The sequence below is a fragment of the Quadrisphaera sp. RL12-1S genome (genome assembly GCF_014270065.1).
GTDB lineage: Bacteria > Actinomycetota > Actinomycetes > Actinomycetales > Quadrisphaeraceae > Quadrisphaera.
In genome coordinates this window covers 37,281-61,322 of sequence record NZ_JACNME010000009.1, presented here as the reverse complement: position 1 = coordinate 61,322, position 24,042 = coordinate 37,281, and the positions used below count along the sequence as shown (strand labels likewise).

The window sequence follows — 24,042 nt, the reverse complement described above, 5'->3', positions numbered from 1 at the left end:
GGGATCAGGCGGCCGGGGGGAGGCGCAGCACGTAGCCCACGCCGCGACGGGTGTGGATCAGCGGCTGCACGGCGTTGCCGTCGGCGTCCGTCCCGGTGTCGATCTTGCGGCGCAGGTAGGAGATGTAGGACTCCACGATCCCCGCCTCGCCGCCGAAGTCGTAGTGCCACACGTGGTCGAGGATCTGCGTCTTCGACAGCACCCGGTTGGGGTTGAGCATGAGGTAGCGCAGCAGCTTGAACTCGGTGGGGGACAGCTCCACGGCGTGCCCGGCGCGGTGGACCTCGTGGCTGTCCTCGTCCATCTCGAGGTCGGCGAAGACGAGGCGGCCCGCGGCCGGGTCCGCACCGGAGCCGGTGCGCCGCAGCACCGCGCGGATGCGCGCCACGACCTCCTCCAGGCTGAACGGCTTGGTGACGTAGTCGTCGCCGCCCACGGTGAGGCCGGCGACGCGGTCGGCGACGTCGTCCTTGGCGGTGAGGAACAGCACGGGCACGTCGCGGCCGCGCTCGCGCAGGCGGCGGGTCACGGCGAAGCCGTCGAGGTCGGGGAGCATGACGTCGAGGACCACGAGGTCGGGGCGGGTGCGCTCGGCCTGGCTGAGCGCCTCCTGCCCGTCCGCGGCCGTGTGGACCTCGAAGCCGGCGAAGCGCAACGAGGTCGACAGGAGCTCTCGGATGTTGGGCTCGTCGTCGACGACGAGGAGGCGCGCCTCGGCGGCTGTGCTGGTCATGGGAGGAGTCTGGACGCCGACCCTGGGAGTTGTCTGCACGTCCGGTGCTAGATCGCCGTGCGCTGGGAGGGTGCCGGGTGTCTGCTGGGCGCGTGTCAGAGCGGACGCGGGAGCACGTGCAGGCCAGCAGGGGGTCGGCCATGACGCCGGCCATCGTCGCGACGGCCGCCGTGTCGGCGCTGGCCTCCCTGCTCTACGGCTACGACACCGGCATCATCTCCGGCGCGCTGCTGCAGATCAGCGACGAGTTCGGCATCGAGCACGGGATGGAGCAGGTGATCGCCGGCGGCATCCTCCTGGGGGCCGTCGTCGGTGCTCTCGTGTGCTCGCGGCTGTCGGAGCGGCGGGGTCGGCACGTCACGATGATCATCATCGGGTCGGTCTTCGTGGTCGGCGCGCTGCTGTGCTCGGTGGCCCCCGACGCCTGGACCCTGGCCGCGGCTCGCGTGGTGCTGGGCTTCGCCGTGGGGGGTGCCACGCAGACCGTTCCGATGTTCGTGGCAGAGCTGGCCCCGCCCGCCGTGCGCGGCCGGCTGGTGCTGACGTTCCAGGTGGGCATCGGCGTGGGCATCGTCGTCTCCACCCTGGTGGGCGCGAGCCAGGCGCTCAGCTGGCGCTGGTCGATCGGGCTCGCGGCCGTGCCGGCCGCGGTGCTCCTGCTCCTGGTGCTGCGCCTGCCGGAGAGCCCCCGCTGGCTCGTCGGGCAGGACCGGGAGGACGACGCGCGCGGCGTGCTGGAACGCGTGCGCCCCTCCGGCAGCGACGTGGGCGAGGAGCTGGACGAGATCGTTGGCAACGTCCGCGACGAGCAGTCCGAGAGCGACGGCCACCGCGGCTGGAGCGGCCTGCGACAGGCGTGGGTGCGCCCCGCGCTGCTCGTCGGCTGCGGGATCGCCCTCTTCACCCAGCTGTCCGGGATCGAGATGATCATCTACTACGCGCCGACGATCCTCACCGACAACGGCTTCTCGCGCTCCGCCGCCCTGGACGTCAGCGTGGCCCTCGGCGTGACCTACCTCGTGATGATGCTGGTCGGGCTGGCGATCGTCGACAGGGTCGGTCGACGGCGCCTGACGCTCGTCATGGTCCCCGGGGCGGCGCTCGCGCTGGTGGCCCTGGGCGTGGTGTTCATCGTCTCCGGCGACGACGTGCGCGGGTCGATCCCGTTCATCGTCGCCTGCCTGGTCGTCTTCATGCTCTTCAACGCCGGGGGCCTGCAGCTCATGGGCTGGCTGACGGGCTCGGAGGTCTACCCGCTGGCCGTCCGCGCCGCGGGCACGTCGGCGCAGGCCGCGGTGCTGTGGACGACGAACCTCGTCATCACGCTGACCACCCTGTCCGTCATCAACGGGATCGGCCCCGGCCCGACGATGCTCGTCTACGCCGCCTTCAACGCGGCCGCGTGGCTCTTCGTGTGGAAGAAGATGCCGGAGCTGACGGGCCGGAGCCTGGAGTCGATCGAGTCGCACCTGGGCGAGGGCCGGTTCGCCCCCGCCGACTTCAGACCCCGTCGGTGAGGTCCCGCACCTCGGCGTAGCGGGCGCGCACCCGCTCACCGGACGCGCGCGCGTCGTCGTCGAGGTCGAAGACCTGCGCCGGGGCGAGCGACCACTCCGGAGGGGCGTCGGCGCCGGAGAGCACCCAGGCCGCCTGGCGGGCCCCACCGTCGGCGACGTACTCGCCGGGCTGGGGGACGACGACCTGGCGGCCGAGCACCGACGGCGCCAGCTGCTGCACCGCGGCCGAGCGGGCGCCACCGCCGACCATGAGCACCCGGCGCACGGAGACCCCCTGCGCCTCGAGCGCGGCGATGCCGTCGGCCAGGCCGCACAGCAGGCCCTCCACGGCGGCGCGCGCCACGTGGGCGGGCGTCATGGTCTTCAGGGTGAGGCCGTGCATCGCGCCGGTCGCCTCGGGGCGGTTGGGGGTGCGCTCGCCCTGCAGGTAGGGCACGAGGACGAGGCCGTCGGCGCCCGCGGGGGCCGAGAGCGCGAGCTCGGCGAGGCCCGCGTGGTCGACGCCGAGCAGCTTCGCGGTGGCGTCGAGCACCTGCGCGGCGTTGAGCGTCACGACCAGCGGCAGGTGGCGCCCCGTGGCGTCGGCGAAGCCGGCGATCGTGCCGGAGGCGTCGTGCACGGCGGTCTCGGTGACCGCGCCCACCACCCCGGACGTGCCCAGGGACAGGACGACGTCGCCCTCGCGGGCCGCCAGGCCGAGCGCGGCGGCGGCGTTGTCGCCGGTCCCGGGGGCCAGCAGCGCGCCCTCGCGGCCCCAGGCCGCGGACAGCTCCCCGCCGGCCTCGGACGGGCCGACCACGCGGGGGAGCAGCGGCGAGCGCCCGCGGAAGGCCAGCTCGAGCAGGTCGCGGCGGTACTCCCCGCTCTCCGCGGAGAAGTACGCCGTGCCGGAGGCGTCACCGGCGTCGGTGAACAGGCCCTCCAGGCCGACCGCCTCGAAGCCGCCGGCGAGGCGCCACGTCAGCCAGTCGTGGGGGAGGCAGACGGCGGCGGTCCGGTCGGCGTTCTCCGGCTCGGCGTCGGCCAGCCAGCGCAGCTTGGTGCCGGTGAAGGACGCCACCGGGACCAGCCCGACCGCGTCCGCCCAGGCCTGCGCGCCCAGCTCGGAGACGAGGTCCCGGGCGGCCTGCGCCGAGCGCGTGTCGTTCCACAGCAGGGCCGGGCGGACCACCTCGCCGCGCTCGTCGAGGCAGACCATGCCGTGCTGCTGGCCGCCGACGCCCACGGCGTCGACGTCGTCCAGGCCCCCTGCCGCGTCGACGGCCTCGCGCAGCGCGCGCTCCCACTCGCGGGGGTGGACCTCCGTGCCGTCCGGGTGGGACGCGCGCCCCTTCCGGACCAGCTCGCCGGACTCCGCGTCGCGGATCACGACCTTGCAGGACTGCGTCGAGGTGTCGATCCCCGCGACCAGCTTCTTCGCCATGGCGCCCAGTCTGCCGTCCGTGCTCTCGATCACAGGTGCAGGTCGGCGGCGGCCCTGCGGACGTGGCGGTCCACGAGGTCGGCGGCGGTCTCGCCGTCGCCCGCGGCCACGGCGTCGTAGATGGCGCGGTGCTCGGCGCGCAGCTGGGCCGAGACGGCCTCCCAGGAGGTGCTGCGCTGCATCGCCTCCAGGATCGGCCCGCGCATCGCCGTGCGGATCGAGACGGTCAGCGCCGAGGAGACGGCGCTGCCGGAGGCCTCGGCCAGGCCGGAGTGGAAGGCCGTGTCAGCGGCGTTGAAGTCCTCCCGGCTGACCCCGGGGGCCTCCATCGCGGCGAGCGCGTCGCGCATCGCGGCCATGCCCGCCTCGGTGCGGGCCTCGGCGGCGCGCACCGCGCTCGCGCGCTCGAGCACCACCCGCGCGTCGACGACGTCCTCGAGGGCGAAGTTGGACAGCGCGATGTGCAGCCGCAGGAAGCGCGTCAGCGCCTCGCGGGGGACGGGGGTGACGAAGGTGCCGCCGTCGACGCCGGGCCGCGAGCGCAGGACCCCCTGGCTCTCGAGCACCCGGACGGCCTCGCGAACGCCGGCGCGGCTGACGCCGAGGCGGGCGGCGAGCTCGCGCTCCGGGGGCAGCGGGTCTCCCACCCGCAGCGCCCCGGCCTCGATCTGGTCCTCGATCGCCTCGATGACCAGCTCGTGGGCGCTGGCCCGGCGCAGGGGCTTCCAGTCGGGTCCGGCGGAATCCGAGGACATCCGCCCTTGATAGCAGGTGGTCGGTCGAGCCGCACGCATGGTTGACCCCTCTGACCGCGCAGAGTATGGTCCATTCAGCGGTCAGACCATTAGAACGACGACGTTCGAACGGAGTCCACCCATGACGTACGCGCAGCAGCTCGCGCCGCTCGGCAGCCTCGGGCTGTCAGCGCTCGTGGCAGCCCTTCCCCTGGTCACGGTCTTCGTGACCCTCGGCGTCCTGCGCTGGAAGGCGCACTGGGCCGGGCTGTCGGGCCTGGCGGTGGCCGTGCTGGTCGCCGTCGCCGCCTACGGGATGCCCGCGCCCCTGGCCGGCCTGTCGGCCACCCAGGGGTTCGCGTTCGGGATCTTCCCCATCATCTGGATCGTGCTCAACGCCATCTGGCTGTACGAGCTGACGGTCCGCAGCGGCCGCTTCGAGCTGCTCCGCCGCGTCATCGACGCCGTCTCCGACGACCCCCGCATCCAGGCGATCATCATCGCCTTCGGCTTCGGCGGCCTGCTCGAGGCGCTCGCGGGCTTCGGCGCCCCGGTCGCCATCACCGGCGTGATGCTCCTGGCCGTCGGGTTCGCGCCGATGCGCGCCGCCGTCGTCGTCCTGCTGGCCAACACCGCTCCGGTCGCCTTCGGCGCCGTGGGCATCCCGATCGTCACCGCCGGCAACCTCACCGGCATCGACTACCACGAGATCGGCGCCGTGGTCGGGCACCAGACCCCGCTGATCGCGATGGTGGTGCCCGCCCTGCTCGTGCTCATCGCCGACGGGCGGCGCGGCCTGCGCGAGACGTGGCCCGCGGCGGTCGCGGTCGGGCTCTCCTTCGGCGTGGCCCAGTGGCTGGCCGCCACCTACGTGTCCGTGGAGCTCACCGACATCGTCGCCTCGCTGGTCGGGGTGGCCGCGGCGGTGGTGCTGCTGCGCTTCTGGCGCCCCACCGGCACCGAGCGGGCCCGCGAGCGGCTGCTGCTCGACCGGCAGCGCGAGGAGGCGCTGGTGGGCGCCGGGGCCGGTGGCCCCGCCGTCCCCGCGAGCGCGGCCACCGCCACCACCGCGGCCGGCGGTGCGCAGAGGCTGACGCCGGGCGTCGTCGTCAGCGCGCTCTTCCCCTACCTCCTGGTGGTCGTGGTCTTCGCCCTGGCCAAGCTGTGGACGCCGCTGAAGGAGGCCCTCGTCGGCACCGACGTGAAGGTCCCCTGGCCGGGCCTGGACGGCGCCGTGCTCAACGCCGCGGGCGCACCCCTCGCCTCCACCACCTACACGCTGCCGTGGCTGTCCTCCGCGGGCACCCTGCTGCTGGGGTGCGGCGTCGTCGTGGGCCTCGTGCAGGGCCTGGGGCTGGGCCAGGTCGCGCGGGCGTGGGTGGACACGGTGGTGAAGCTGCGGTTCTCGATGCTCACCGTCGGCTCGGTGCTGGCGCTGGCCTACGTCATGAACCAGTCGGGCCAGACCCTCACCATCGGTGCGTGGATCGCCGGGACCGGCGCCGCGTTCGCCTTCCTCTCCCCGGTGCTCGGCTGGCTCGGCACCGCCGTGACCGGCTCGGACACCAGCGCCAACGCCCTGTTCGCCACCCTCCAGCAGAGCGCCGCCGAGCGCATCGGCCTCGACCCGACCCTGCTGGTGGCTGCCAACACCTCCGGCGGCGTCGTCGGCAAGATGATCAGCCCGCAGAACCTGGCCATCGCCGCCACCGCGGTGGGGCTGGTGGGCCGCGAGTCCGAGATCCTGCGCCGCGTCGTCTGGTGGAGCCTCGGCATGCTGCTCGCCCTCTGCCTGCTGGTCGGCCTGCAGTCGAGCGTGCTCTCCTGGATGCTCCCGTGACCCCGCCGCCGGACCTGCCCACCCGTCTCCGCACCACCAGAGAGGTGACCCCCGTGTCCGTCGTCCAGCGCCAGGCCCCCAAGCCCCGCGAGCTGCTCGAACTCGTGAAGTTCAAGAAGCCGACCCTCGACGGGCGCAGGCGCCGGCTGGAGAGCGCGCTCACCATCCACGACCTGCGCGCCATCGCCAAGCGCCGCACGCCCGCCGCGGCCTTCGACTACACCGACGGCGCCGCCGACGGCGAGATCTCGATGCAGCGGGCCCGCCAGGCGTTCCTCGACGTCGAGTTCCACCCCAGCATCCTGCGGGACGCCACCCGCGCGGACACGTCCTGCACGGTGCTCGGCGGCCCGTCCGCGCTGCCGTTCGGCATCGCCCCCACCGGCTTCACGCGCCTCATGCAGACCGAGGGCGAGACGGCCGGCGCCGGCGCCGCGGGGGCGGCCGGCATCCCCTTCACGCTGTCCACCCTCGGCACCACCTCCATCGAGGGCGTGAAGGCCGCCAACCCGCACGGGCGCAACTGGTTCCAGCTCTACGTCATGCGCCAGCGGGAGATCTCCTACGGGCTGGTCGAGCGCGCCGCGAAGGCCGGCTTCGACACCCTGTTCTTCACCGTGGACACCCCGGTGGCCGGGGCCCGCCTGCGCGACAAGCGCAACGGCTTCTCCATCCCCCCGCAGCTCAGCCTGGGCACGGTCCTCAACACCGCGACGCGCCCGTGGTGGTGGTACGACTTCCTCACCACCCCCAAGCTGGAGTTCGCCTCCCTGTCGGCCACCGGCGGCACCGTGGGGGAGCTGCTGAACTCCGCGATGGACCCGTCGATCTCCTACGACGACCTCGCCGTGATCCGCTCGATGTGGCCGGGCAAGCTCGTGGTCAAGGGCGTGCAGAACCTCGAGGACTCCAAGCGCCTCGCCGACCTCGGCGTCGACGGGATCGTGCTGTCCAACCACGGCGGCCGCCAGCTCGACCGGGCCCCGGTGCCGTTCCACCTGCTCCCCGAGGTGGTGCGCGAGGTGGGCGCCGACACCGAGGTCATGGTCGACACCGGGATCATGGACGGTGCCGACGTCGTCGCGTCGATCGCCCTGGGGGCGAAGTTCACCCTCATCGGCCGCGCCTACCTGTACGGCCTCATGGCCGGCGGGCGCCCCGGCGTCGACCGCGCCATCGCCATCCTGCGCGAGCAGGTGGAGCGCACCATGCGTCTGCTGCAGGTCTCCGAGCTCGCCGAGCTCGGCCCGCAGCACGTGACGCAGCTGCAGCGGCTCGCGCCGCGCGCCCTGGAGCGGGACGCGCTGCGGGTCTGAGGCGGACGGCTGAGGGCCGGCCGCCCGTGGTGGTGACCACGGGCGACCGGCCCTCAGCCGTCAGCGGTGGGTCAGCGGGCGCCCATGAGGTGCTCGATGGCCAGCTGGTCGAGGTTGCCGATGCCGTAGCCGCGCTTGCCCTTGGCGTCCGCGTCGAAGTCCTCGAACGCGGAGCGGTCGGCGACGATGTCGGCCAGCGACTCACCCGGCGAGAGGGTGGGGACGGCCAGCTCGGTGACGCTGGCGGTCTGCAGCGCGGCCTGGACCTCCGGGTCGGCGCGGAAGGCCAGCGCACGCTCCTTGAGCAGCAGGTAGGTGCGCATGTTGGCCGCGGCCGAGGCCCAGATGCCGTCGAAGTCCTCGGTGCGGTTGGGCTTGTAGTCGAAGTGCTTCGGGCCCGAGTAGGTGGGCCCGCCGCCCGGGAAGCCGTTCTCGAGGAGGTCGACGGTCCAGAAGGCGGAGAGCAGGTCGCCGTGGCCGAAGACGAGGTCCTGGTCGAACTTGGGGCCGTGCTGGCCGTTGAGGTCGATGTGGAACAGCTTGCCGGCGGCGAGCGCCTGCGCGATGCCGGCGGTGAAGTTGAGGTTGGACATCTGCTCGTGCCCGACCTCGGGGTTCACGCCCACGAGGTGCGGGTGCTCGAGGGTGTAGGAGAAGGCGATGGCGTGGCCGACCGTGGGCAGCAGGATGTCGCCGCGGGGCTCGTTCGGCTTGGGCTCGATGGCGATGCGCATGTCGAGGCCCTGCTCGGTGATGTACGTCGTCAGCAGGTTGACGGCCTCGGCGTAGCGGTCCAGCGCGGCCTTGATGTCCTTGGCGCCGTCGACCTCGGCGCCTTCGCGGCCGCCCCACATGACGAACGTCTGCGCGCCGAGCTCGGCGCCGAGCTGCAGCTGGCGGAAGGCCTTGCGCAGCGCGAAGCGGCGGACGTCGCGGTCGTTCGCCGTGAACGCGCCCTCCTTGAACACCGGGTGGCTGAAGAGGTTGGTGGTCACCATCGGCACGGCGAGGCCGGTGTCGGAGACGACCTTCTTGAGGCGGCCGAGGATCTCGTCGCGCCCGGCCGGGTCCTTGTGGCCCACCTCGAAGGGGACGACGTCGTCGTCGTGGAAGGTGATGCCGTAGGCGCCGAGGTCGGCCAGGCGGCGGGCGGCGTCGATGACGTCGACGTCGGGGCGGGTGGCGGCGCCGAACGGGTCGGCGGCGGCCCACCCGACGGTCCAGAGGCCGAAGGAGAACTTGTCCTCGGGGGTGGGCGTGAGGTGCTGAGCTGAGATCGGGGCGGCCACGGTGGTGCTCCTCTGCGTCGAGGTCGGTATTTGTTCTGTGATTGAACTTATGTGCTCGCCGTGGGAGTGTCAACGGGTGCCCCCCGTCGAGCCGGTGCGCGAGCCGGCGCGCCAGCGCGACCTGCGCGACCGCAACCTCGCCACCCTCCTGGCGCGCGTCGCCGCCGCTGGCGGTGCCGACGACGACGCCGCGCCCTCCCGCGCGGCCCTCGCCGCCGCGACCGGCCTGGCGCGCGGCACGGTCTCGGCCCTGGTCGACGTGCTGCTCGCCGCCGGGCTGCTGGAGGAGCTCCCGCCGCCGCCGCGCACCGGCGCCGGCCGGCCCGCGAACGGGCTGCGCCTCTCGGGCGGGCGCGTCGCCGCGCTCGGCGTGGAGCTGGGCGCCAGCCACGTGGTCGCCTGCGTGCGGGACCTCACCGGCGCCGTCCGCGCACGGGTGGCGCGGGGCTCCGTGGACCGCACCGGCGCTCCCGAGCGGGTGCTCGCCGCCTCCGCCGAGCTGGCGGGCGCCGCGCTCGCGCAGGCGCGGGCGCAGGGGCTGGAGGTGGTGGGCGGGGCCTGGGCGCTGCCCGGTCTGGTGGACTCCGCCGCCGGGCGGCTGCGCCTGGCGCCCAACCTGGGCTGGCGCGACGTCGACGTGCTCGCGCTGCTGGGGGCGCACCCGGGCCTGGCGGGACTGCCGCTCGCCGTCGACAACGAGGCGGCGCTGGCCGCGGTGGCGGAGCTGTGGCACCCCGGCGACGCTCTCGACGGCTCCCTGGGCGGGACGTCGTTCGTGCTGGTCACGGGGGAGGTCGGCATCGGTGCCGGGGTGGTGCTGGACGGGCGGCCGCTGCGCGGCGAGCGCGGCTGGAGCGGTGAGCTCGGGCACGTCACGGTGGACCCCGCCGGACCCCGCTGCGGCTGCGGCGCCCGCGGCTGCCTGGAGGCGTACGCCGGGCAGGAGGCGCTGCTGCGGCGCGCCGGCCTGGCCGGTGACGGCACGGGGGCGGACGCCCTGCGGCGCGCGGCCGAGGCCGGGGCGCCGGCGGCCCTGGGCGCGCTCGAGGAGGCCGGCCGCGCGCTCGGGGTGGCCCTGGCCGGTGCGGTGAACCTCCTCGACGTCGACGCGGTGGTGCTCGGCGGCACCTGCGCGCCGCTCGCGCCCTGGCTGGCGGCGCCGCTGGAGCGCGAGCTGGGCGAGCGCGTGCTGCGCGCGCGGCTGCTGGGGGTGCCCGTGAGGGTGTCCACCACCGGTGCCGACGCCGCCGTCATGGGCGCGGCGGCGCTCGTGCTGCAGCGCGTGCTCGACGCCCCGGCGGCGCTGCTCGGCTGAGGGCGTTCGCTACCGTCCACACCCATCGATGCGAATCGACGGCACGAACCGAGCTCACTGAGGAGCAGTCATGGCACAGACAGGCGCGCTGCGGGTCGCGATGGTCGGGCACGGCTTCATGGGAGCCGCCCACAGCCAGGCGTGGCGGGTGGCACCGCACTTCTTCGACCTGCCGCTGGAGGTCCGGCGCTCGGTGGTGGTCGGCCGCGACGCCGGCCGCGCCGCGGCCGCCGCGGCGAAGTTCGGCTGGGAGGGCTCAGCCACGGACTGGCGGGAGGTCATCGCCCGCGACGACGTCGACCTGGTGGACGTCGTCGCCCCCGGTGACGCGCACGCCGAGGTCGCCATCGCGGCCCTGGAGGCCGGCAAGCACGTGCTCTGCGAGAAGCCCCTGGGCAACACCCTCGCCGAGGCCGAGGCCATGAACGCCGCCGCCGAGAAGGCCGCCGCCTCCGGTGCGAAGGCCATGGTCGGGTTCAGCTACCGCCGCGTGCCCGCCGTCGCGTTCGCCAAGCAGCTCGTGGCCGAGGGCGCCGTGGGCCAGGTGCGGCAGGTGCGCGCCTCCTACCTGCAGGACTGGCTGTCCGACGCCAGCGCGCCCATGACGTGGCGGCTGGACAAGAAGCTCGCCGGGTCCGGTGCGCTGGGCGACATCGGTGCCCACGCCATCGACCTGGTGCAGCACGTGCTGGGCACGCAGATCGCCCAGGTCAGCGGCCTCATGCACACGTTCGTCACCGAGCGCCCGCTGTCCGGCGGGCGCGGCCTGTCGGCCAGCTCGAGCGGAGGTGCCGGCGACGAGGTCGGGAAGGTCACCGTGGACGACGCCGCCATGGCGATGGCCCGCACCACCGAGGGCGCCCTGGTCTCGCTGGAGGCCTCGCGCTTCGCCACCGGTCGCAAGAACGGGCTGCACCTGGAGGTCTACGGCTCCGACGGCGCGATCGTCTTCGACCTCGAAGACATGAACGTCCTCAACGTCTACGACGCCCGCGAGGGCGCTGACCGCCAGGGCTTCAAGCGCGTCCTCGTCACGGAGCCGGAGCACCCGTGGATGGCCGGCTGGTGGCCGGCCGGGCACATCATCGGCTACGAGCACACCTTCACCCACCAGGTGGTGGACCTCGTCGGCGACATCGCCGCCGGGCGCCAGCCCTCGCCGTCGTTCGCCGAGGGCCTGCAGGTGCAGCGCGTGCTGGACGCCCTCGAGCGCAGCTCCGGCGAGGGCAGCGCCTGGACGCCGACCTCCGCCTGACCCCCCGGGGGGCCCGTCAGCGGTGGTGCGGGGGAGCGGTGCTCTCCCGCACCACCAGGCGGGTCGCCAGCTGCAGGTGGGGCGCCGCCGCACCGGTCCGGGGCCGCGGCGCGGGGCCGGACCGGCGGGCCCGCACCTCCTCCAGGACCATCCGCACCGACTCCGCGGCCATCTCGCCCAGCGGCTGGCGCACGGTGGTCAGCGGCGGTGACATGTACTGGCACATCGAGACGTCGTCGAAGCCGACCACGGACAGGTCGTCGGGGACGTGGAGCCCGCGCCGCCGCGCCTCCTGGTAGACGCCGCTGGCCATGAGGTCCGACCCGGCGAAGACGGCCGTCGGCGGGTCGGGGTGGTCCAGCAGGGCCCGCGCCGCCCGCTGGCCACCGGCCGCGGTGAAGTCGCCCTGGTGCACCAGCGCCTCGTCCACGGGTACGCCCGCGCGCGCCATGGCGGCGCGGAAGCCCTCGAGCCGCTCCTGGCTGCACAGCAGGAACGGCACCCCCGTGATGGTGCCGATGCGCCGGTGCCCGAGGCTGAGCAGGTGCTCGGTGGCGGTCACCCCGCCGGCGAAGTTCGTGGCGCCGACGGTGGGCAGCGACGGGTCGGAGCTGCCCGCCGGGTCGAGCAGGACGACGGGGGCGCCCAGGCTGGCGACGTCCTCCGCGCTGCCGCCGCCGAAGCGGTTGATGACCAGGACGACGCCGGAGGGGCGCCGCGCCCGCAGCGCGCTCAGCCACGACCTGTCGCCGCCCTCGTGGTCGTGCGCGGCGTTCACCACGAGCCCGGCGCCGGCGCGGGACGCTCCGCCCTCGGCACCGGCCAGCACCTCCAGGGCGTAGGCGCTGGCCAGGTCGGTGATGACCAGCTCGACGAGCAGGGAGTCGGGGCGGTGCTCGCGCTGGCGCCGGCGCGGGCGGTACCCGGAGCTGGCGATGACGCCGCTCACGAGGTCGCGGGTGTCGGCGGCCACGTCGTCGCGGCCGTTGAGGACCTTCGAGACCGTCGGCACCGAGACCCCGGCCTGCCGAGCGACGTCGGCGATGGTGATGCGGCCGGTGGTGCTGGTCATGGACCGCTCCCGTCGGTGGGTCGGTGGTGTCGCCGGATGGTAGCCGAAACTTTCGGAGTTCCGGTAGGGGTGGTGCGGGGTGCACGGGGCACGCCTGACGTGGTCGAGGAGGCGGGATGGTGACGCGCCGTCGTGGCGTCTCACGCTGAGATCATCGATCACGCTGTCGATCAGTGTGACGGAATCGTGACCTGCGGAACACCTGTCACGTGGTCGGATTCGCTTGACGGCCCCGCTGGAGCCTCCTACTGTCCAGCAGGCAAGCGCAACGGTCGGAAACTTTCGATCGTTGCGGCTGACCACCACTGGTGCGCCGCGCCGACGCGGCTCGAACGACGGAGTTCACGTGGACGCTTCTTCGACGGCCAGCGGCACCTCTCGCCGCGGCTTCCTCTCCCTGCTGGCCATGGCGCCCCTCGCCGGCGCGGCCCTCTCCGCGTGCGGGACCTCCGGTCCCGGCACCACCGGCGGCTCCGGCGGCGGTGGCGGTGGTGGCGGCAAGGCCTCGTGGTGGTACCTCTCGGGAGACCCGAACGAGACCATCCGCAAGGACAACATCAAGTCGTGGAACTCCTCCAACGCCCAGGAGACCATCGACATCACGTTCTTCCAGAACGACGCCTACAAGACGAAGATCAAGACGGCCATCGGCGCCGGCCAGGCCCCGACCATGATCTACGGCTGGGGTGGCGGCACGCTCGCCAGCTACGCGGCCGCCGGCCAGGTCATCGACCTCACGGACTGGCTCAGCCAGAACCCGGACGTCAAGAACGCCGTGCTGCCGGCCTCGTACGGCCCGGCCACGATCGACGGCAAGATCTACGCCTACCCGAACGAGAACGCCTCGCCGATCATCTTCTACTACAACAAGCGCGTCTTCTCGAAGGCCGGCATCTCCGCTCCGCCGAAGACCTGGGACGAGCTGCTCTCGCTGGTCAAGACCCTCAACGCCGCCGGCATCGCGCCCATCGCCCTCGCGGGGCAGTCCCGCTGGACGTCGATGATGTGGCTCGAGTACCTCTTCGACCGGGTCGGCGGCCCGGACGTCTTCAACGCCATCTTCAAGGGCGAGGCCAACGCCTGGTCCAACGCGGACGCCATCAAGGCGCTGACGATGGTGCAGGACCTGGTCAAGGCCGGCGGCTTCATCAAGGGCTTCGAGTCCATCACCGCCGACAGCAACGCCGACCAGGCGCTCATGTACACCGACAAGACGGCCATGATGCTGCACGGCTCGTGGACCTACGCCGGCATGAAGAACGACGGCGGCGACTTCGTCCCCGGGGGCAACCTCGGCTGGTTCGACTTCCCGACCGTCTCCGGCGGCAAGGGCGACCCGAAGGACACCTGCGGCAACCCCGGGCAGTACACCTCGATCTCCTCCAAGGCCTCCGAGGAGGCCCAGAAGGTCGCCAAGGACTTCTTCGCCAAGGGCATCATGAGCGAGGAGGTCATCCAGAAGTTCATCGACAGCGGCCAGGTCTGCATCGCCGCCTCCGCGGCGGACAAGTTCGCCGCCTCCAAGGACAAGGACTTCCTGGAGTACGCCTACAACCTCACCAAGAACGCCCCGGTCTTCCAGCAGTCCTGGGACCAGGCGCTCTCCCCGGCCACCGCCGAGGCGCTGCTGTCCAACATCGACCAGCTCTTCAGCCTGTCGATCACGCCGGAGCAGTTCGCGACGAACATGAACGCGACGCTCGGCAAGTGACCACCCGTCGGGGGCGGCCGTCCGCGGCCGCCCCCGACGTCGTCAGGCCCCGCACGTGAGGAGAGGACAGCACCCATGAGCGTCTCAGCGGCGACGACGCGAGCACCCGCCACGGCAGCCCCGACCAGTCCCCCCGAGCACCGCAGCGTCAAGACCGGCTCCGTGGCGTGGATGGCGCTGCCGGCGCTGCTGTTCTTCGCCTTCTTCGGCGGCGTCCCGCTCGTGGGCGTCCTCGTGCTGAGCTTCACCCAGTGGGACGGCATCGGTGCCATCAGCTGGCTGGGCGTCGGCAACTGGACCTCGGTGCTGGCCGACCCGGTGATGTGGAAGGCGCTCGGCCTGACCTTCGGCATCATGATCTTCAGCTGGCTGGTGCAGACGCCGCTGGCCCTGCTGCTGGGCGTCTTCACCGCCGGCACGCAGAAGTACCGGGCCTTCCTCGCGGTGCTGTACTTCCTCCCGCTGCTCATGAGCGCGGCGGCCATCTCCATCGCCTACAAGGCGCTGCTCGACCCGAACTTCGGCCTGGCCGCGAGCCTGGGCATCCCGTGGCTGGTGCAGAACTGGCTGGGCAGCCCCACCCTCGTGCTCTTCGTGGTCATCTTCGTGCTCAGCTGGATGTACGTGCCGTTCCACTCCCTCATCTACCAGGGCGGCGTGCGGCAGATCCCCACCACGATGTACGAGGCGGCCAGCATCGACGGCGCCGGCACGGTGCGGCAGTTCTTCTCGATCACGCTGCCCCAGCTGAAGTACACGGTCATCACCTCCTCCACCCTCATGGTGGTCGGCTCGATGACCGCCTTCGACCTCATCTTCGTCCTGACCGGCGGCGGCCCCGGAGACGCGACCCGCGTGCTGGCCCTGGACATGTACCTGCGCGGCTTCCGCGCCAACCAGATGGGCCCGGCCAGCGTCATCGCCGTGCTCATCGTGCTCATCGGCCTGGGCCTGGCCCAGCTCCTGCAGCGACTGGGCGGCAAGGACAAGACCAGCAGCCAGATGGAAGGCATGTGACGTGACGGACCTCAGCGCCGGCTCCGCGCCGACCCCCGCCCTGGCAGGGGACCCCAGCACCACCCCGACCGCCCCCGGTGGCCCCGGCCGCCAGGTCGCCCAGCCCGGCCGCGGTCAGCGGGCCAGCCGCCCCAACTGGATGGCGGGCGTCTTCGGGTGGGTCTGGCTCGCCGTCATCATCGTGCCGATCTACTGGGTGGTCATCACCAGCCTGAAGCCCTCGAACGAGTACTTCACGACCAACCCGCTGCTGCCGTCCACCAACCCGACGTTCAGCGCCTACCAGCTGGTCCTCGAGAACGACTTCGTCAGGTACTTCTTCAACAGCGTCATCGTCACGCTGGGGACCGTCGTCCCCGCCGTGCTCATCTCCTTCATGGCGGCGTTCGCCATCGTCCGCGGCTCGGGGCGCTTCCTGCGCTTCACCAACGGGTTCCTGCTCATGGGCCTGGCGATCCCGCTGCAGGCGACGATCATCCCGGTCTACCTGATGATCATCCGGCTGTCGCTGTACGACTCCCTGACCGCGCTGATCCTGCCGAGCATCGCCTTCTCGATCCCGCTCGCCGTGCTGGTGCTGAGCAACTTCATCCGCGACGTCCCGAACGAGCTGTTCGAGTCGATGCGCCTGGACGGCACCAGCGAGTGGGGCACCGCCTGGCGCCTCGCGTTCCCGCTGACGCGCCCGGCCGTCGCCACGGTGTCCATCTACACCGGCCTGCAGGTGTGGAACGGCTTCCTGCTGCCGCTGGTGCTGACCCAGAGCCAGGACCTGCGCGTGCTGCCCCTGGCGCTGTGGAGCTTCCAGGGCCAGTACTCCGTCAATGTGCCCGCCGTCCTGGCGGCCGTGGTCCTGTCGACCCTGCCGATCCTGGCCTTCTACATCGTGGGCCGCCGCCAGCTCGTGTCCGGCCTCACCGCCGGCTTCGGAAAGTGAGTCCCGCACCTCGTGTCTGCTGAGAACAAGCGCGCCCTCGTCACCCGCGGCGGCTGGGACGGGCACCAGCCCGTCGAGGCCACCGAGCTGTTCATCCCCTTCCTGCGCGACGCCGGGTTCGACGTCCGCGTGGAGGAGGGCCCGGCCGCCTACGCCGAGGCCGACTACATGGCCGGCCTCGACCTCGTGGTGCAGAGCATCACCATGTCGACCATCGAGCCCGAGGCGCTGAAGGGGCTCATGGCCGCCGTCGCGGCGGGCACCGGCTTCGCGGGGTGGCACGGCGGCATCGCCGACTCCTTCCGCAACAGCTCGGACTACCTGCAGCTGGTGGGCGGGCAGTTCGCCACGCACGCCGCGCTGCACCCGCCCCACGAGAGGCGGGGCGAGATGGAGGACAACTACGTCCCCCACCGCGTCGAGCTGACGCCGGCGGGGCGGGAGCACCCGATCACCGCGGGGCTGGGGGACTTCGACCTCGTCACCGAGCAGTACTGGATCCTCTCGGACGACCTCAACGACGTCCTGGCCACCACCACCACGGACACCCGAGACTGGGAGCCGTGGCACCGGCCGGTCACCTGCCCGGCGGTGTGGACCCGCTCCTGGGGCGAGGGCCGCGTCTTCGTGGCCACGCCCGGCCACCGCGTCGAGGTCCTGCAGGACCCGAACGTCCGCACGATCGTGGAGAGGGGCCTGCTGTGGGCCGGCCGCTCGCTGGAGGAGACCCGATGAGTGAGCCCCTGCGCGTCGGCGTCGTCGGCGCCGGCAAGATCAGCGAGCAGTACAGCCTCAGCCTGGCGCGCCTGCCCCAGGTCCGGCTGACGGCCGTCGCCGACCTCGACACCGGCCGCGCGGAGGCGCTGGCCGCCGAGCACGACGGGGCTCGCGCCCTGCCGCTGCAGCAGCTCCTGGAGGCCGACGACGTCGACGTCGTCCTCAACCTCACCATCCCGGCGGCGCACGCCGAGGTGGCGCTGGCCGCGATCGCCGCGGGCAAGCACGTCTACGGCGAGAAGCCGCTGGCGGCGACGACGGCGGAGGGCCGCGCCGTCCTCGAGGCCGCCGCCGCCGCCGGCGTGCGCGTCGGCTGCGCGCCCGACACGGTGCTCGGCACCGGCGTGCAGACGGCGCGCGCCGCCGTCGAGGCCGGCCTCATCGGCACCCCGCACGCCGCCACGGCGACGTTCGTGGCCCCCGGCCACGAGCTGTGGCACCCCTCGCCGGAGTTCTACTACGCGCCCGGCGGCGGCCCGCTGCTCGACATGGGCCCGTACTACATGACCTCGCTGGTGCACCTGCTCGGGCCGGTGGTGCGCGTGACCGGGCTGGCGTCCGCGCCGCGCTCGAGCCGCACCGTGGCCACCGGCCCCAAGGCGGGCCTGGAGTTCCCCGTCACCACGCCCAGCCACGTCACCGGGCTGCTGCAGCACCGCGACGGCGCGCTCACCACCGTGGTGATGAGCTTCGACGTGTGGGGCTCGCGGGCGCCGCGCCTGGAGGTCCACGGACCGCAGGGCTCGCTGTCCGTGCCGGACCCCAACCACTTCGAGGGCTCGGTGGAGATCTGCAGCCCTGACGTCGCCGGGACGGACGCGTGGGGCCGGGCGCAGTGGAAGGAGCTCGAGCCCAGCGCCGGGTACGTCGGTGCCGGCCGCGGCGAGGGCCTCGCCGACCTCGGCCTGGCGATCTCGGCCGGCGCCGCGCACCGCGCGTCCGGCGAGGTGGCGCTGCACGTGCTCGACGTCATGGAGCAGGTGCTCGGCTCGGCCGCCGCCGGCGGGACCCCCGTGGACGTCACCAGCACGTGCGAGCGCCCCGAGCCCGTGGCCGGACTGGTGGACCTGACCGCGCAGACCGCCGCCGCCTGACACCCCCCACCCCACCGTGATCATGGGCGTTGTGCACACCGCCAGCGGGAAAGTGCTCGGGACGTCCATGATCACGGGGAGCTTGGAGATCTGATCGTGAGCACCGACCTTCCTGCCCGTCCGGTCGCCGACGTCGACCCGTCGACGCCGCTGAGCGCCGAGCGCGCGGCGCGCGTCGAGGAGCTCGTCGCCGCCATGACGCTCCAGGAGAAGCTCTACCAGCTGGTGGGGCTGTGGGAGGGCCGCGGCGGCACGGGGGAGGGTGGCGACGTCGCCCCCATGGCCGACGCCATGCAGGGGGACGCGCCCGACTCCCTCGAGGGCTACGCGGTGGCCGGCCTCGGGCAGCTCACGCGCGTCTTCGGCACCACGCCCGTCGACGCCGTCGAGGGCGCCCGCGGGCTGGTGGACAAGCAGCGCTGGCTGGTCGAGCGCTCCCGCCACGGCGTCCCGGCGCTCGTCCACGAGGAGTGCCTCACCGGCCTCGCCGCGTGGGGCGCCACCACGTTCCCGGCCCCCCTGTCCTGGGGCGCCAGCTTCGACGAAGAGCTCGTGGAGCAGGTCGGAGCCGCCATCGGCGGCTCCATGCGCTCCCTCGGCGTCCACCAGGGTCTGGCGCCGGTCCTCGACGTGGTCCGCGACGCGCGCTGGGGGCGCGTCGAGGAGTGCATCAGCGAGGACCCCCACCTGGTGGGCGAGGTGGCGACGGCGTACGTGCGGGGGGTCCAGTCCGCCGGCGTCGTCGCCACCCTCAAGCACTTCGTCGGGTACTCGAACAGCCGCGCGGGCCGCAACCTCGCGCCCGTGCACGCCGGCCCCCGCGAGCTGGCCGACGTGCTGCTGGTGCCCTTCGAGATGGCCGTCCTCGACGGCGGCGTCGGCTCGGTGATGAACAGCTACGCGGAGGTCGACGGCGTGCCCGTGGCCGCCGACGCCTCGCTGCTCACCGAGCTGCTGCGCGAGCGGTGGGGCTTCGCGGGCACCGTGGTGGCGGACTACTTCTCCGTGGCGTTCCTGCAGACGCTGCACGGGGTGGCCGCCGACGTCGCCGACGCCGGCGCGCAGGCCCTCGAGGCCGGCATCGACGTGGAGCTGCCCACGGGCGTCGCCTACCTCTCGACCACCCTCCCGGAGCCCCTGGTGGACCGGGCGCTGCGCCGCGTGCTGACCCAGAAGGCGGCCCTCGGGCTGCTCGACCCCGGCTACGACCCGTCCGTCGACCTGGACTCCATCGACCTCGACCCGCCCGCCCACCGCGACCTCGCGCGGCGGCTGGCCGAGGAGTCCGTGGTGCTGCTGTCCAACGACGGCGCCCTGCCGCTGGGGGGCGGTGGGACGGGGACGACGGCGAAGCGCATCGCGGTGGTCGGGCCCAACGCCGACGACCCGTCCGCGCTGTTCGGGTGCTACTCCTTCGCCAACCACGTGCTGGCCCAGCACCCCGGTACGCCGATGCGCCTCACGGTGCCGCCCGTGCTCGAGGCCCTGCGCGGCGAGCTCGACGGCGCGGAGGTCGTCCACGCCCGCGGCTGTGACGTGGAGGGTGCGGACACCTCCGGGTTCGCCGAGGCCGTCGAGGCGGCTCGCAGCGCGGACGCCGTCGTCGTCGTCCTCGGAGACCGGGCGGGGCTGTTCGGGCGCGGGACCAGCGGGGAGGGCTGCGACGCGGAGTCCCTCGACCTGCCCGGCGTGCAGCAGCAGCTGCTCGACGCGGTGCTCGACGGTGTGGAGCCCGGGACGCCGGTCGTGCTCGTCCTGCTCACCGGCCGGCCCTACGCGGTGGCCAGCGCGCTGGAGCGGTGCTCCGCGGTGGTGCAGGCGTTCTTCCCCGGCCAGGAGGGCGCCGGCGCGATCGCCGGGGTGCTGTCGGGGAGGGTCAACCCCTCGGGGCACCTGCCCGTGACGCTGCCGCGCTCGGTCGGCGCGCAGCCGTACTCCTACCTGCACCCGATCCTCGGCGGGGCGTCGTCGGTGTCGAACATCGCCACCGAGCCGGTGCTGCCCTTCGGCCACGGCCTGTCGTTCACCAGCTTCGAGCGCTCGGACCTGCAGGTGGAGTCCGCCGAGGTGCCCACGGGCGGGTCGGTCGTGGCGTCTGTGGTGGTGAGGAACACCGGCGAGCGGGCCGGCGCCGACGTCGTCCAGCTCTACGGACACGACCCCGTCGCCTCCGTGACGCGGCCCGTGACGCAGCTGCTGGCGCACGCCCGCGTGGAGCTCGAGCCGGGGCAGTCGGTGCGCGTGCTCTTCGACGTGCCCACCCGCCGCCTGGCGCTGACGGACCGCCGCGGCGTGCGCGTGGTGGAGCCGGGCGCGGTGCAGCTGCGCATCGGCCCGGACGCCGAGCACGTGGAGCTCACCGCCGACGTCGAGCTGGTGGGCGGGGTGCACCCGGTGACGACCGCGGACCGCCGCACGGTGCTGGTGGAGCGCGAGCCGGCCGTCTGAGACCGCCCCCGAGAACGCTGAGAGGCCCGCACCCTCGAGTGGGTGCGGGCCTCTCAGCGTCCGGCGCGTGCCGCGTCAGTCGCTGCCGGTGGCGGTGCCCAGCTTCACCTGGACGTCCTGCTGCTGGCCGTTGCGGACCACCTGCAGCGTCACGGTGTCGCCGGGGGCGCGCGAGTGGATCTGGGCGATCAGAGACTCCGAGCTGGTCACCGGCGTGCCGTCGACGGCGGTGATGGCATCGCCCTTCTGGAGGCCTGCGGACGCCGCAGCGCTGCCAGAGGTGACGTTGGCGACGATGGCTGCCTGGCGCGTCGTCCCGCTAGCGGTGGCGGTGCCGCCGTCACCGGTCAGCTCGATGCCGAGCCGGGCGTGCTCCGCCTTGCCGTTCTGGATGAGCTCCTTGGCCACCCGGCTGACCTCGTTGCCGGGGATCGCGAAGCCCAGGCCGATGCTGCCGGCCTGGCCCGACCCGTCGGACAGGGAGGCGATCGAGGAGTTCACGCCGATCACCTGACCGCTCGCGTCGACCAGCGGGCCACCGGAGTTGCCGGGGTTGATGGCGGCATCGGTCTGCAGAGCGTTGGTGTACACGGTGGTGTCGGGCTGTTGCTGCTGCTGGTTGAAGCCGAACGGGTCAGGCTGCTGCTGCTGCTGCTCGCTGGCCTGCGTGGTGGTCGGACGGTCCGTGGCCGAGATGATGCCCGTGGTCACCGTGTCCTGCAGGCCCAGCGGGTTGCCGATGGCCATGACGTTCTGCCCGACGACCACCTTGCTGGAGTCGCCGAAGACGGCCGGCTGGAGGTCGCTCGGCGGGTTCTGGATCTGGATGACGGCCAGGTCGGTGGACGGGTCGGTACCCGTGATCTTGCCCTGGTAGATGGCGCCGTTCGACAGGATGATCCGGATCTCGCCGCCGGTGCCGGCAGCGGTGGCCACGTGGTTGTTCGTCACCACGTGGCCCTCCTTGTCGAGGATGATGCCGGTGCCCTCGCCGCCGGTCTGGCCGTTGGAGACCTGGATGGTCACCACGCTGGGCTCGACCCTCTCGGCCACCTGGCTCCAGTTGACGGCCTGGTCCAGCGGAACGGCCTGCGCGGCGGAGCCGCCGTTGTCCGCCGTGCCGCCCCCGGAGCCGCCGATCGAGCTGGAGGCCGAGGCCGGCGCCGCGGTCTGGTCCGTCAGCCGGGCCCCCGCGAAGGCGGCGCTGCCGCCGATGAGCGCCGCCACGGCGGCGATGGCCACCACGCCGGCCCAGCCGGGGCCGCGGCGCTCGCGGGTGGGGGTGGTCGTGCTGTGGCCGCCACCGCCGGCCGGGTCTGCCGCGGGCGTCCCGTACCACGCGCTGTGGTCGCCCGAGCCGTGGCCGCCGAACTGGTGACCGCCCTGCGCGTGCTGGCCGTCCTGCCAGGTGGGCTGCGGGGCGGTCGGTGCGGAGCGGTACGGGTCGCGCGCCTGCTGCGGCCCGGTGTGCCCGCTGCCCACCCACCCCTCGCCGGGGGGAGCCCAGGACGGCGTCTGACCGTTCGGGGTCCCGGAACCGGTGGACTGGGTGTCGTGGCTCATGGTCATCTCTCCGTCAGGAGTGGGTGAGGCGGTACTCGTAGGAGACAACACGAACGTGCTGCACGCACCGTGGACGCTACCTGGGAGGCCGCTGGAAGCTGCGTCAGTCCTCCGACCGGCCGCCCGCGCGGTGCCGCACCGCTGACAGCACCGGGGCCACGACCTGCCGCAGACCCTGCCTCACCAGGCCGGGGACCTGCTCGTCCCCGTGCAGCGCGCTCCGCAGCCCGCTCTTCACGGTCTGCAGCGCCTGCTCGGTGGAGACGTGCGGCGGGATGATCGGCGTGGACGGGTCGACCACGGCGTCGATGACGAACGGCCGGTCCGCGGCCAGCGCCGCCGCCCACGCGGCGTCGACGTCCTCCGGGCGCTCCACCCGGGTGCCGGCCAGGCCCAGCAGCTGCGCCCACTGCGCGTAGGGCACGTCCGGCAGCGACTGCGAAGCCGGGTCCGGCACCTCGCCGAGCTCGGCCCGCACCTCCCACGTCTCGAAGCTGAGGTCGCGGTTGTTGAGGACGAGGACCGCCAGGCGCGGGTCCTCCCAGCTGCGCCACTCGCGAGCGACGGTGATGAGCTCGTTGACGCCGTTCATCTGCATCGCGCCGTCACCCACCAGCGCGATGACGGGCCGGTGCGGGTGGGCGGTCTTCGCGGCCAGCGCGTACGGCAGCGCCCCGCCCATGCTCAGCAGCAGGCCGGACAGCGACCCGAACTGGCCGGGGCGCAGGTCGACGTCGCGGGCGTACCAGGCGGTGGCGGTGCCGCAGTCGACGGCCAGCAGCGCGTCGTCGGGCAGGTGCGCCTGCAGGCCGCGCACCGCGGCCTCGGGGTTCACGGGGTCCGCCGCGGCCTCGCAGCGCGCGTCGCGCACCGCGTCGTCGTCGGCCTTCCAGGTGGCGATGCGGTCGCGCCAGGCGCTGTCGCCGCGCGGGTGCAGCAGCGGCAGCAGCGCGGCGAGGGTCTCGGCGGCGTCGCCGACGAGGTTGACCTCGGTGGGGGTGCGCAGGCCGCACTTCGCGCCGTCGAGGTCGACCTGCACGCTGCGGGCCTGGCCCGGCGGCGGGTAGTACTCGCCGTACGGCATGGTCGAGCCGACCACGAGCAGCGTGTCGCAGTGCTGCATGAGCTCGTACGACGCGCGGGTGCCGAGCAGGCCGATGGCGCCGGTGACCCACGGCAGGCGGTCGTCGAGGACGTGCTTGCCGAGCAGGGCCTTGGCCACGCCCGCGCCGAGGGCGTCCGCGACGGCGGTGAGCTCGGCGGTGGCGCCGGCCGCGCCCACCCCGGCGAGGACCGCCACCCGCTCGCCCGCGTTGAGGACGGCGGCCGCCTCGCGCAGCGCCGCGGCCGGCGGAGCGCCCGGGTCCGTGCTGGGGACGCTCGAGGTGTGGCTGTAGCCGTGGGCGTTCGGCGTCTCGAGGACCGCGTCGGCGCTGCCCAGGTCGCTCGGCACGATGACCGCGCAGACCGTGCGGTGCGCCAGGGCCGTCCGGCAGGCCTGGTCGACGGCGTGGATGACCTGGTCGGCGGAGGAGAGCTGGATGACGTAGTCGGCGACGTCCTCGTAGAGGGCCTTCGCGTCCACCTCCTGGTAGAAGCTCGTGCCCAGCGCCGGGGTGGCGGTCTGGCCGACCAGCGCCACCACGGGCACGCGGTCGAGCTTGGCGTCGTACAGGCCGTTGAGCGCGTGGACGGCACCCGGGCCGCCCGTGACGACGCAGGCGCCGATCGGAGAGCCGCCGTACTTGACGTCGGCGACGGCGGCGAAGGCCGCGGTCTCCTCGTGGCGGACCTGCACCAGCTGCGCGGCACCCGCGCACCGCGCGCGGCTGACCCCGGCCATGACGCCGCCGACCCCGTCACCGGGGTAGCCGTAGTAGCGGCGCACCCCCCAGCGGGCGAGGCGCTCGACCAGGTGCTCGCCGACCGTCGTCGGCTCGGGGACGTCGGCCCACTGGCCGGTGCTCTGCTGGGGGCGGGTCTGCGTCACGGGTCGCCCCT

At 73.5% G+C, this 24,042-nt stretch carries 18 protein-coding genes; 11 read left to right on the top strand and 7 right to left on the bottom strand.

The genetic code is table 11. The features are described from left to right. Positions 1-4: 4 nt before the first annotated feature. Positions 5-733 (bottom strand): response regulator transcription factor, encoded by a 729-nt coding sequence (locus tag H7K62_RS15625; protein ID WP_186719975.1) that lies wholly within the window; start codon positions 731-733, stop codon positions 5-7. 152 nt (positions 734-885) lie between these two features. Between H7K62_RS15625 and H7K62_RS15620 the strand changes: the two genes are divergently transcribed. Further along, positions 886-2,250 carry a sugar porter family MFS transporter gene (locus tag H7K62_RS15620; RefSeq protein WP_186720160.1) on the top strand — a complete coding sequence of 455 codons (1,365 nt, stop codon included), beginning with the start codon at positions 886-888 and terminating at the stop codon, positions 2,248-2,250. Here the strand turns inward: H7K62_RS15620 and xylB are convergent. Both xylB and H7K62_RS15610 read right to left on the bottom strand, forming a co-directional pair. After that, positions 2,234-3,673, bottom strand: coding sequence for a xylulokinase (xylB, locus tag H7K62_RS15615; protein WP_186719973.1), 1,440 nt, complete (start codon positions 3,671-3,673; stop codon positions 2,234-2,236). The two genes, H7K62_RS15620 and xylB, sit on opposite strands and share 17 nt — an antisense overlap. A 29-nt stretch (positions 3,674-3,702) precedes the next feature. Beyond that, positions 3,703-4,428 carry a FadR/GntR family transcriptional regulator gene (locus H7K62_RS15610; RefSeq protein WP_186719971.1) on the bottom strand — a complete coding sequence of 242 codons (726 nt, stop codon included), beginning with the start codon at positions 4,426-4,428 and terminating at the stop codon, positions 3,703-3,705. A gap of 121 nt (positions 4,429-4,549) precedes the next feature. Between H7K62_RS15610 and H7K62_RS15605 the strand changes: the two genes are divergently transcribed. Both H7K62_RS15605 and H7K62_RS15600 read left to right on the top strand, forming a co-directional pair. Further along, positions 4,550-6,247 carry an L-lactate permease gene (locus tag H7K62_RS15605; protein WP_186719969.1) on the top strand — a complete coding sequence of 566 codons (1,698 nt, stop codon included), beginning with the start codon at positions 4,550-4,552 and terminating at the stop codon, positions 6,245-6,247. Positions 6,248-6,300: 53 nt separating this feature from the next. Beyond that, the gene (locus tag H7K62_RS15600) at positions 6,301-7,563 is read left to right on the top strand and encodes an alpha-hydroxy acid oxidase (RefSeq protein WP_186720159.1); all 1,263 of its coding nucleotides are present in this window, start codon (positions 6,301-6,303) and stop codon (positions 7,561-7,563) included. Positions 7,564-7,634: 71 nt separating this feature from the next. On the opposite strand, the gene xylA is transcribed toward H7K62_RS15600, so the two are convergent. Next, positions 7,635-8,852 (bottom strand): xylose isomerase, encoded by a 1,218-nt coding sequence (xylA, locus tag H7K62_RS15595; protein WP_222437698.1) that lies wholly within the window; start codon positions 8,850-8,852, stop codon positions 7,635-7,637. Positions 8,853-8,928: 76 nt separating this feature from the next. On the opposite strand from xylA, the gene H7K62_RS15590 reads away from it, so the two are divergent. Both H7K62_RS15590 and H7K62_RS15585 read left to right on the top strand, forming a co-directional pair. After that, entirely contained in the window at positions 8,929-10,167 is a 1,239-nt protein-coding gene (locus H7K62_RS15590; protein ID WP_222437697.1) for an ROK family protein, read from the top strand. A 70-nt stretch (positions 10,168-10,237) separates the two neighbouring features. Beyond that, the gene (locus tag H7K62_RS15585; protein WP_186719967.1) at positions 10,238-11,422 is read left to right on the top strand and encodes a Gfo/Idh/MocA family protein; all 1,185 of its coding nucleotides are present in this window, start codon (positions 10,238-10,240) and stop codon (positions 11,420-11,422) included. A 16-nt stretch (positions 11,423-11,438) separates the two neighbouring features. Here the strand turns inward: H7K62_RS15585 and H7K62_RS15580 are convergent, their stop codons facing one another. After that, positions 11,439-12,494, bottom strand: coding sequence for a LacI family DNA-binding transcriptional regulator (locus H7K62_RS15580; RefSeq protein WP_186719965.1), 1,056 nt, complete (start codon positions 12,492-12,494; stop codon positions 11,439-11,441). Between the two features lie 406 nt (positions 12,495-12,900). On the opposite strand from H7K62_RS15580, the gene H7K62_RS15575 reads away from it, so the two are divergent. The 6 genes from H7K62_RS15575 to H7K62_RS15550 all read left to right on the top strand — a co-directional run bounded on the left by H7K62_RS15575 (position 12,901) and on the right by H7K62_RS15550 (position 20,478). Continuing rightward, positions 12,901-14,205: an extracellular solute-binding protein gene (locus tag H7K62_RS15575; RefSeq protein WP_186720156.1), complete on the top strand. Its 1,305-nt coding sequence runs from the start codon at positions 12,901-12,903 to the stop codon at positions 14,203-14,205. A gap of 75 nt (positions 14,206-14,280) precedes the next feature. Beyond that, positions 14,281-15,222: a carbohydrate ABC transporter permease gene (locus tag H7K62_RS15570; protein ID WP_186719963.1), complete on the top strand. Its 942-nt coding sequence runs from the start codon at positions 14,281-14,283 to the stop codon at positions 15,220-15,222. Between the two features lie 139 nt (positions 15,223-15,361). Then, positions 15,362-16,159, top strand: coding sequence for a carbohydrate ABC transporter permease (locus tag H7K62_RS15565; RefSeq protein ID WP_186720149.1), 798 nt, complete (start codon positions 15,362-15,364; stop codon positions 16,157-16,159). A gap of 12 nt (positions 16,160-16,171) precedes the next feature. Next, positions 16,172-16,894, top strand: coding sequence for a ThuA domain-containing protein (locus H7K62_RS15560; RefSeq protein WP_186719961.1), 723 nt, complete (start codon positions 16,172-16,174; stop codon positions 16,892-16,894). Continuing rightward, positions 16,891-18,030, top strand: a complete 1,140-nt coding sequence (locus tag H7K62_RS15555; RefSeq protein ID WP_186719959.1) for a Gfo/Idh/MocA family protein — start codon at positions 16,891-16,893, stop codon at positions 18,028-18,030. Before H7K62_RS15560 ends, H7K62_RS15555 begins: the two co-directional genes overlap by 4 nt. A 93-nt stretch (positions 18,031-18,123) precedes the next feature. Continuing rightward, positions 18,124-20,478: a beta-xylosidase/alpha-l-arabinosidase gene (locus H7K62_RS15550; RefSeq protein ID WP_445500197.1), complete on the top strand. Its 2,355-nt coding sequence runs from the start codon at positions 18,124-18,126 to the stop codon at positions 20,476-20,478. Positions 20,479-20,553: 75 nt separating this feature from the next. On the opposite strand, the gene H7K62_RS15545 is transcribed toward H7K62_RS15550, so the two are convergent. Then, positions 20,554-22,041 carry a S1C family serine protease gene (locus H7K62_RS15545; RefSeq protein ID WP_186719957.1) on the bottom strand — a complete coding sequence of 496 codons (1,488 nt, stop codon included), beginning with the start codon at positions 22,039-22,041 and terminating at the stop codon, positions 20,554-20,556. 103 nt (positions 22,042-22,144) lie between these two features. Then, positions 22,145-24,031 (bottom strand): thiamine pyrophosphate-requiring protein, encoded by a 1,887-nt coding sequence (locus tag H7K62_RS15540; RefSeq protein WP_186719955.1) that lies wholly within the window; start codon positions 24,029-24,031, stop codon positions 22,145-22,147. Between the last annotated feature and the right edge of the window lie 11 nt (positions 24,032-24,042).